Source organism: Burkholderia sp. LMG 13014, assembly GCF_905232215.1.
Lineage (GTDB): Bacteria > Pseudomonadota > Gammaproteobacteria > Burkholderiales > Burkholderiaceae > Burkholderia.
On the sequence record NZ_CAJNKE010000295.1, the window covers coordinates 1 to 7,275 of the forward strand.

Annotated in this window: 5 protein-coding genes and 1 pseudogene; 5 read left to right on the forward strand and 1 reads right to left on the reverse strand. The window is 63.8% G+C overall.

Features of this window, described 5'->3' with window-relative positions; all coding sequences use genetic code 11:
- Positions 1 to 44: 44 nt before the first annotated feature.
- The 5 genes from ampD (at position 45) to JYJ84_RS23675 (ending at position 6,817) form a co-directional block, all read left to right on the forward strand.
- Positions 45 to 635, forward strand: coding sequence for a 1,6-anhydro-N-acetylmuramyl-L-alanine amidase AmpD (gene ampD / locus JYJ84_RS23655; protein WP_122944419.1), 591 nt, complete (start codon positions 45 to 47; stop codon positions 633 to 635).
- A 451-nt stretch (positions 636 to 1,086) separates the two neighbouring features.
- Positions 1,087 to 4,083 (forward strand): ribonucleoside-diphosphate reductase subunit alpha, encoded by a 2,997-nt coding sequence (locus JYJ84_RS23660; RefSeq protein ID WP_175222937.1) that lies wholly within the window; start codon positions 1,087 to 1,089, stop codon positions 4,081 to 4,083.
- 365 nt (positions 4,084 to 4,448) lie between these two features.
- Positions 4,449 to 5,660 carry a ribonucleotide-diphosphate reductase subunit beta gene (locus tag JYJ84_RS23665; RefSeq protein ID WP_039353057.1) on the forward strand — a complete coding sequence of 404 codons (1,212 nt, stop codon included), beginning with the start codon at positions 4,449 to 4,451 and terminating at the stop codon, positions 5,658 to 5,660.
- 82 nt (positions 5,661 to 5,742) lie between these two features.
- Positions 5,743 to 6,069, forward strand: a complete 327-nt coding sequence (locus JYJ84_RS23670; RefSeq protein ID WP_080741834.1) for a hypothetical protein — start codon at positions 5,743 to 5,745, stop codon at positions 6,067 to 6,069.
- Positions 6,070 to 6,097: 28 nt separating this feature from the next.
- Positions 6,098 to 6,817, forward strand: a complete 720-nt coding sequence (locus JYJ84_RS23675) for a histone H1-like DNA-binding protein (protein ID WP_174960454.1) — start codon at positions 6,098 to 6,100, stop codon at positions 6,815 to 6,817.
- A 272-nt stretch (positions 6,818 to 7,089) separates the two neighbouring features.
- On the opposite strand, the pseudogene JYJ84_RS23680 reads toward JYJ84_RS23675, so the two are convergent.
- Positions 7,090 to 7,275 (reverse strand): annotated as a pseudogene (locus JYJ84_RS23680) (hypothetical protein); the annotation flags it as partial.

Consider the following 7,275-nt stretch of genomic DNA (forward strand, 5'->3'; position numbering starts at 1 on the left):
CACGCGCAGCGCCACGCCGCTCGGACGAGCGGTCACGACGCACGATGAGCGACGCGCAGCTGCTGTCGGTCGACGCGAACGGCTGGGTGCGCGAAGCGCGCCATGCGCCGTCGCCGAACTTCGAGGTGCGGCCCGCGGGCGCGGTGCCGACGCTCGTGGTCGTCCACAACATCAGCCTGCCGCCCGGCGAATTCGGCGGCGATGCGATCGAAGCGCTGTTCCTGAATCGCCTCGACTGCGATGCGCACCCCTATTACCAGAGCCACCTGCGCGACGTGCGCGTGTCCGCGCACTTCCTGATCCGCCGCAGCGGCGAACTCGTGCAGTTCGTGTCGTGCGACGAGCGCGCGTGGCACGCGGGCTCGTCCGAGTTCTTCGGCCGGCCGCGCTGCAACGACTTCTCGATCGGCATCGAGCTCGAAGGCGCGGACGACGTGCCGTTCGACGACGCGCAGTACGCGACGCTCGCCGGGCTCTCCCGCGCGCTCGCCGCACGCTACCCGGTCGACGCATTCGCGGGACACTCGGACGTCGCGCCGGGCCGCAAGACCGACCCGGGCCCGCATTTCGATTGGCAACGCTTCGCGAGCGATGCCGGTTTTTCCGCCGAATACTTTCCTTTCCGTCAGCACTGATCGCGGGGTTTTTTGACCGGAGAAAGTTTTTTCTCCGACCAATGCCTTGTCGTGTCTGCGCGTGAGCGATGTCAAGACCTCCATCGCAAATTATCCGTTTGGACGTCCTCCGAATGTCCACTATACTTGGTGCCAGTTGAGCGGTTCTGCACTAGATATAGTGTGTGTCGCAGGGGAAACCCGAGCGGCACCGGCCGGCGGGCAACGCCGGCGGACAGGGTTCTCAGGGCGGCGCGTCAGGCCGGGCGGTCCGGGCGTCGCGATCAGCGCAGCGAACTTCGACGGGGCAGGGTACACATGACGAAGCACACGACCGGATCGGTTGTCGCGCATCGACCGAACCGGCCTCCCCGACGCATCGCTCGCCTCTTACCGCTCGCGCACCGCGTTGCGCAGCGTTCGTTTTAATCCGCGGTTCTCTCCGCACCATCCAACACCAGGAGCTTTGCACATGCAAACCACCGACAACGCGACGTCCCAGTACGAGAGCGCCTCGAGCCGTCCGCTCGGCGGGACCGAACAGGGCGCGAAGGCGCTCGCGCCGCAGGCCACGTTCGCCGACTACAAGGTGATCCGCCGCAACGGCAGCGTCGTCTCGTTCGAACCTTCGAAGATCGCGATCGCGGTGACCAAGGCTTTCCTGGCCGTCAATGGCGGGCAGGGCGCGGCATCGGCGCGCGTGCGCGAGCAGGTCGAGCAACTGACGCACAACGTCGTGCGCGCGCTCGTGCGCAGCCGCCCGAACGGCGGAACGTTCCATATCGAAGACATCCAGGACCAGGTCGAACTCGCGCTGATGCGCGGCGGCGAGCACAACGTCGCGCGTGCGTACGTGCTGTATCGCGAGAAGCGTCACCTCGAGCGCCAGAACGCGGGCGAGGAAGCAGCCGCAGCAGGTGGCGAGGCGAGCACCGGCATCAACGTCGTCGACAACGGCGTCACGCGTCCGCTCGACCTGAACGCACTGCGCGCACTGATCGTGTCGGCATGCGACGGCCTCGGCACCGCGGTTAACCCTGACCCGATCGTCGCCGAAACGGTGAAGAACCTGTACGACGGCGTGCCGATGAGCCAGGTCTACGACTCGGCGATCCTGGCCGCGCGCACGATGATCGAGAAGGATCCGGCATACAGCCAGGTCACGTCCCGCATCCTGCTGCACACGATCCGTCGCGAGATCCTCGGCGAGGAAGTGGTCCAGGCCGAGATGTCGGCCCGTTACGCGGAATACTTCCCGCAGTTCCTGAAGCGCGGCGTCGACGCCGGCCTGCTCGACGACAAACTGCTGCAGTTCGACCTGAAGCGCCTCGGCGAAGCGCTCGACGCGAACCGCGACCTGCAGTTCGGCTACCTCGGCCTGCAGACGCTGTACGACCGCTACTTCCTGCACGTCGACGGCAGCCGCATCGAAATGCCGCAGGCATTCTTCATGCGCGTCGCGATGGGCCTGTCGCTGAACGAGATCGACCGCGAAACGCGCGCGATCGAGTTCTACAACGTGCTGTCCAGCTTCGACTTCATGAGCTCGACGCCGACGCTGTTCAACTCGGGCACGCACCGCTCGCAGCTGTCGTCGTGCTACCTGACGACGGTCGCGGACGATCTCGACGGCATCTATGAAGCGCTGAAGGAAAACGCGCTGCTGTCGAAGTTCGCCGGCGGCCTGGGCAACGACTGGACGCGCGTGCGTGCACTCGGCTCGCATATCAAGGGCACGAACGGCAAGTCGCAAGGCGTGGTCCCGTTCCTGAAGGTGGTCAACGACACGGCCGTCGCGGTCAACCAGGGCGGCAAGCGCAAGGGCGCGGTCTGCGCGTACCTCGAATCGTGGCACCTCGACATCGAGGAGTTCCTCGAGCTGCGCAAGAACACGGGCGACGACCGCCGCCGTACGCACGACATGAACACGGCGAACTGGATTCCAGACCTGTTCATGAAGCGCGTGATGGAAGGCGCCGACTGGACGCTGTTCTCGCCGTCGACCTGCCCGGACCTGCACGACAAGTTCGGCGCGGAATTCGAAGCGGCTTACACGGCTTACGAAGACAAGGTCGCGCGCGGCGAGATCAAGCTGTTCAAGAAGATCCCGGCGGCGCAGCTGTGGCGCAAGATGCTCGGCATGCTGTTCGAGACGGGCCACCCGTGGATCACGTTCAAGGATCCGTGCAACATCCGCTCGCCGCAGCAGCACGTCGGCGTCGTCCACTCGTCGAACCTGTGCACGGAAATCACGCTGAACACGAGCGACTCCGAAATCGCGGTGTGCAACCTCGGCTCGGTGAACCTCGTCGCCCACCTGGTGAAGCAGGCCGACGGCAGCTACGCGCTCGACCACGACAAGCTGAAGCGCACGATCAGCGTCGCGATGCGCATGCTCGACAACGTGATCGACATCAACTACTACGCGGTGGCGAAGGCACGTAACTCGAACCTGAAGCATCGCCCGGTCGGCATGGGCATCATGGGCTTCCAGGACTGCCTGCACCTGCTGCGCACGCCGTACGCGTCGGAAGCGGCGGTCGAGTTCGCCGACCGTTCGATGGAAGCGGTCTGCTACTACGCGTACCACGCGTCGACCGAACTGGCCGAGGAGCGCGGCCGCTACTCGAGCTACCGCGGTTCGCTGTGGGATCGCGGCATCCTCCCGCAGGACACGCTGAAGCTGCTCGCCGAAGCGCGCGGCGGCTACGTCGAGGTCAACACGTCCGAATCGCTCGACTGGACGTCGCTGCGTTCGCGGATCGCCACGCACGGCATGCGCAACTCGAACTGCGTCGCGATCGCGCCGACGGCGACGATCTCGAACATCATCGGCGTGTCGGCCTGTATCGAGCCGACCTTCCAGAACCTGTACGTGAAGTCGAACCTGTCGGGCGAATTCACGGTGGTGAACGAGTACCTGGTGCGCGACCTGAAGGACCGCGGCCTGTGGGACGAAGTGATGGTTGCCGACCTGAAGTACTTCGACGGCATGCTGTCGCGCATCGACCGCATCCCGGCCGACCTGCGCGCGATCTACGCGACCGCGTTCGAGGTCGACCCGACGTGGCTGGTCGAAGCGGCATCGCGTCGCCAGAAGTGGATCGACCAGGCGCAGTCGCTGAACATCTACATGGGCGGCGCGTCGGGCAAGAAGCTCGACGAGGTCTACAAGCTCGCATGGCTGCGCGGCCTGAAGACGACCTACTACCTCCGCACGATGGCGGCGACGCACGTCGAGAAGTCGACGGTCGCACACGGCGCGCTGAACGCAGTGCCGACGAGCGGCGGTTCGAGCAGCGGCGGCGCGCAAGGCGCAGCCGGCGGCTTCGGTGCGGCAGGCGGCGCAGCATCGTCGTCGGGCGCAGTCGACGCAGCACCGGCACTCGCGCCGGTCGAGGCAGATGGTCCGGTGTGCACGATGCGTCCGGGCGATCCTGGCTTCGACGAGTGCGAAGCGTGCCAGTAACGCAGTGCGCCTGACCTGAGAAGAAGGTCAGCGCGGCGCACACGACAACCGATCGAGGTTGAAGTGTGCGCCGCTCTCAACTAAAAAAATGATAAGGAATCTGTAACGCGGCACCTGCGTTGCAGGCAGTGACAAGCGATCGAAACATCCCCGACGACGTCGCGTTTCGATCAGCGTTCGATGCGTCGAGCGCACCTCGCGATACACGCGCGACACACGTCGCGCTCTGCATGAACGACGATGCGTTGCTCAAAGTGTTGTATCGAGGTCGCAACGCGAATCGAAAAAAGGATTTTTCGTGAGCGAACCCTTTTATCGCTCAGGAAAAGATGGTACAAACCGTTCTAAATTGATGGTGAGAATTTATGCTCAACTGGGATGAAGAGAAGACTGCCGTAACTCCCGCGAGCGGAGCGCAGCAAAACGCGATGCGCACCTCCGCAGGAACGGCTGTCGGACTGCAGGCTGCAACGCCTGCCGCCCATCAGGTCCGCGACATTTTCGAAGGCGATCTTGCGGTGCCGCCGCAAGCATCGGCTGTTCCCGCCGGCGGTTCGGAAGCGCGGGTCAATGTCGCCGACAAGCGCATCATCAACGGCCAGACTGACGTCAATCAGCTGGTGCCGTTCAAGTACAAGTGGGCGTGGGAAAAGTATCTGGCCGGTTGCGCGAACCACTGGATGCCGCAGGAAATCAACATGTCCCGCGACATCGCTCTGTGGAAGGACCCGAACGGTCTGACCGAGGACGAGCGCCGCATCGTGAAGCGCAACCTCGGCTTCTTCGTGACGGCCGATTCGCTCGCGGCGAACAACATCGTGCTCGGCACGTACCGCCACATCACGGCGCCCGAGTGCCGGCAGTTCCTGCTGCGCCAGGCGTTCGAAGAGGCGATCCACACGCACGCGTACCAATACATTGTCGAATCGCTCGGTCTCGACGAAGGCGAGATCTTCAACGCGTACCACGAGGTCACGTCGATCCGCGCGAAGGACGAATTCCTGATCCCGTTCATCCACACGCTGACGGATCCGGCCTTCAAGACCGGCACGCTCGAAGCGGATCAGAAGCTGCTGAAGTCGCTGATCGTGTTCGCCTGCATCATGGAAGGCCTGTTCTTCTATGTCGGGTTCACGCAGATCCTCGCACTCGGCCGCCAGAACAAGATGACGGGTGCTGCAGAGCAATATCAGTACATCCTGCGCGACGAGTCGATGCACTGCAACTTCGGCATCGACCTGATCAACCAGATCAAGCTCGAGAATCCGCATCTCTGGACCGCCGAATTCCGCGCCGAGATCCGCGAGCTGTTCAAGCAGGCTGTCGAACTCGAATACCGCTACGCCGAGGACACGATGCCGCGCGGCGTGCTGGGTTTGAACGCGTCGATGTTCAAGAGCTATCTGCGCTTCATCAGCAACCGCCGTTGCCAGCAGATCGGCCTCGACCCGCTGTACCCGAACGAGGAAAACCCGTTCCCGTGGATGAGCGAGATGATCGACCTGAAGAAGGAACGCAACTTCTTCGAGACGCGTGTGATCGAGTATCAGACGGGCGGCGCGCTGTCCTGGGAATAACCCGCAGCAGCGAACCCGTCACATGATGGTGCAGCCGGTGGCCTCTCGGCCCCGGCCCAAGGTTTAGGAGCAAGAACGCCTGATGCAAAGCATGCCCGGTGCCTTAACGGCCCAACGACACGACAGGCACTTTGCGAACCCTTCAGTGGGATGGGCAAACTTCCCTCCGGAAAAAGCGGACAGCCGTGTGGCGGTCCGCTTGATCAAGCGATTAGGGGTAGCGGCGCGAGGCGCGCCGGCTACCGACTTGATTTGGCGCGCGAGGCCGGGTGGTCACGCGCGCCATACCGTATTCATTAGCGTAAGCGCGTGGTATCCGCGTACGCCGATGAATAGCCCGCTTCGAAGCGCACGTCCTGAACAGCGTCCGCGGGAAGCGGGTTTTGACGAAGGGTGTAGTTTGAACTGACTCTCATCTGAACCTGAAGGAGAACAACATGGCTACCGCCAAGAAGAAACCGGCTGCTAAGAAGGTTGCTGCCAAGAAGACCGTTGCGAAGAAGGCTGCTGCTCCGGCGAAGAAGGCCGCTGCAGTGAAGAAGGTTGCTGCGAAGAAGGTCGCGGTGAAGAAGGTTGCCGCGAAGAAGGCAGCACCGGCCAAGAAGGCCGCAGTGAAGAAGGTTGCTGCGAAGAAGGCGGCACCGGCCAAGAAGGCCGCAGTGAAGAAGGTTGCTGCCAAGAAGGTCGCAGTGAAGAAGGTTGCTGCGAAGAAGGCAGCACCGGCCAAGAAGGCCGCAGTGAAGAAGGTTGCAGCCAAGAAAGTCGCAGTGAAGAAGGTCGCTGCGAAGAAGGCCGCACCGGCGAAGAAGGCTGCTGCGAAGAAGGCCGCGCCGGCGAAGAAGGCTGCTGCCAAGAAGGCTGCGCCTGCTGCGAAGAAGGCTGCTGCCAAGAAGGCTGCGCCTGCTGCCAAGAAGGCTGCCCCTGCGAAGAAGGCCGCTGCTCCGGCGAAGAAGGCTGCTGCTGCTCCGGCTGCTGCTCCGGCTCCGGCCAAGAAGGCTGCTGCTCCGAAGAAGGCTGCTGCGCCGAAGAAGGCCGTCGTGAAGAAGGCAGCACCGGCAACGACCGCGTCGACCGCATCGGTTGCGCCGGCATCGGGCGTGAAGACCGCGCTCAACCCGGCAGCGGCATGGCCGTTCCCGACCGGCAGCCGTCCGTAATCGAGGCTGACCCGCACCACCCGGACACTCACGTGGTGTCCGTGGGTTGAGTAGCGCTACTCAATCAGTCCCGCCATCTGGCTCAGGTGGCGGGATTTTTTTCGTCCGTCTATGCCGATGTGCCGAGGGCCGTACGCCGGGTGCCCGTACGCCGGGTGCCCGTACGCCGGGTGCCCGTATGCCGGCCCGCGGCGAGTACGGACGAAAAAAAACGCATGTGCAGCTTCGCACATGCGTTCGACCGCGGCTTGCGCCGCGCGCTGAGGTACCTGTTAGTGCGTGACGCGCGTGACGCCGCCGCTCGACAGCAGTCGCACGCGCTCGCCGGCGCGGAACGCTTCGCCGCTTGCCGCTTGCGTGATCGAGCGCAGATCGCCGTTGTCGAGGCGCACGGTGATTTCGACACCGTTCGCCGTGCTGAGGTTTTCGCCGACCGCGTTGCCTGCGACCGCGCCGAC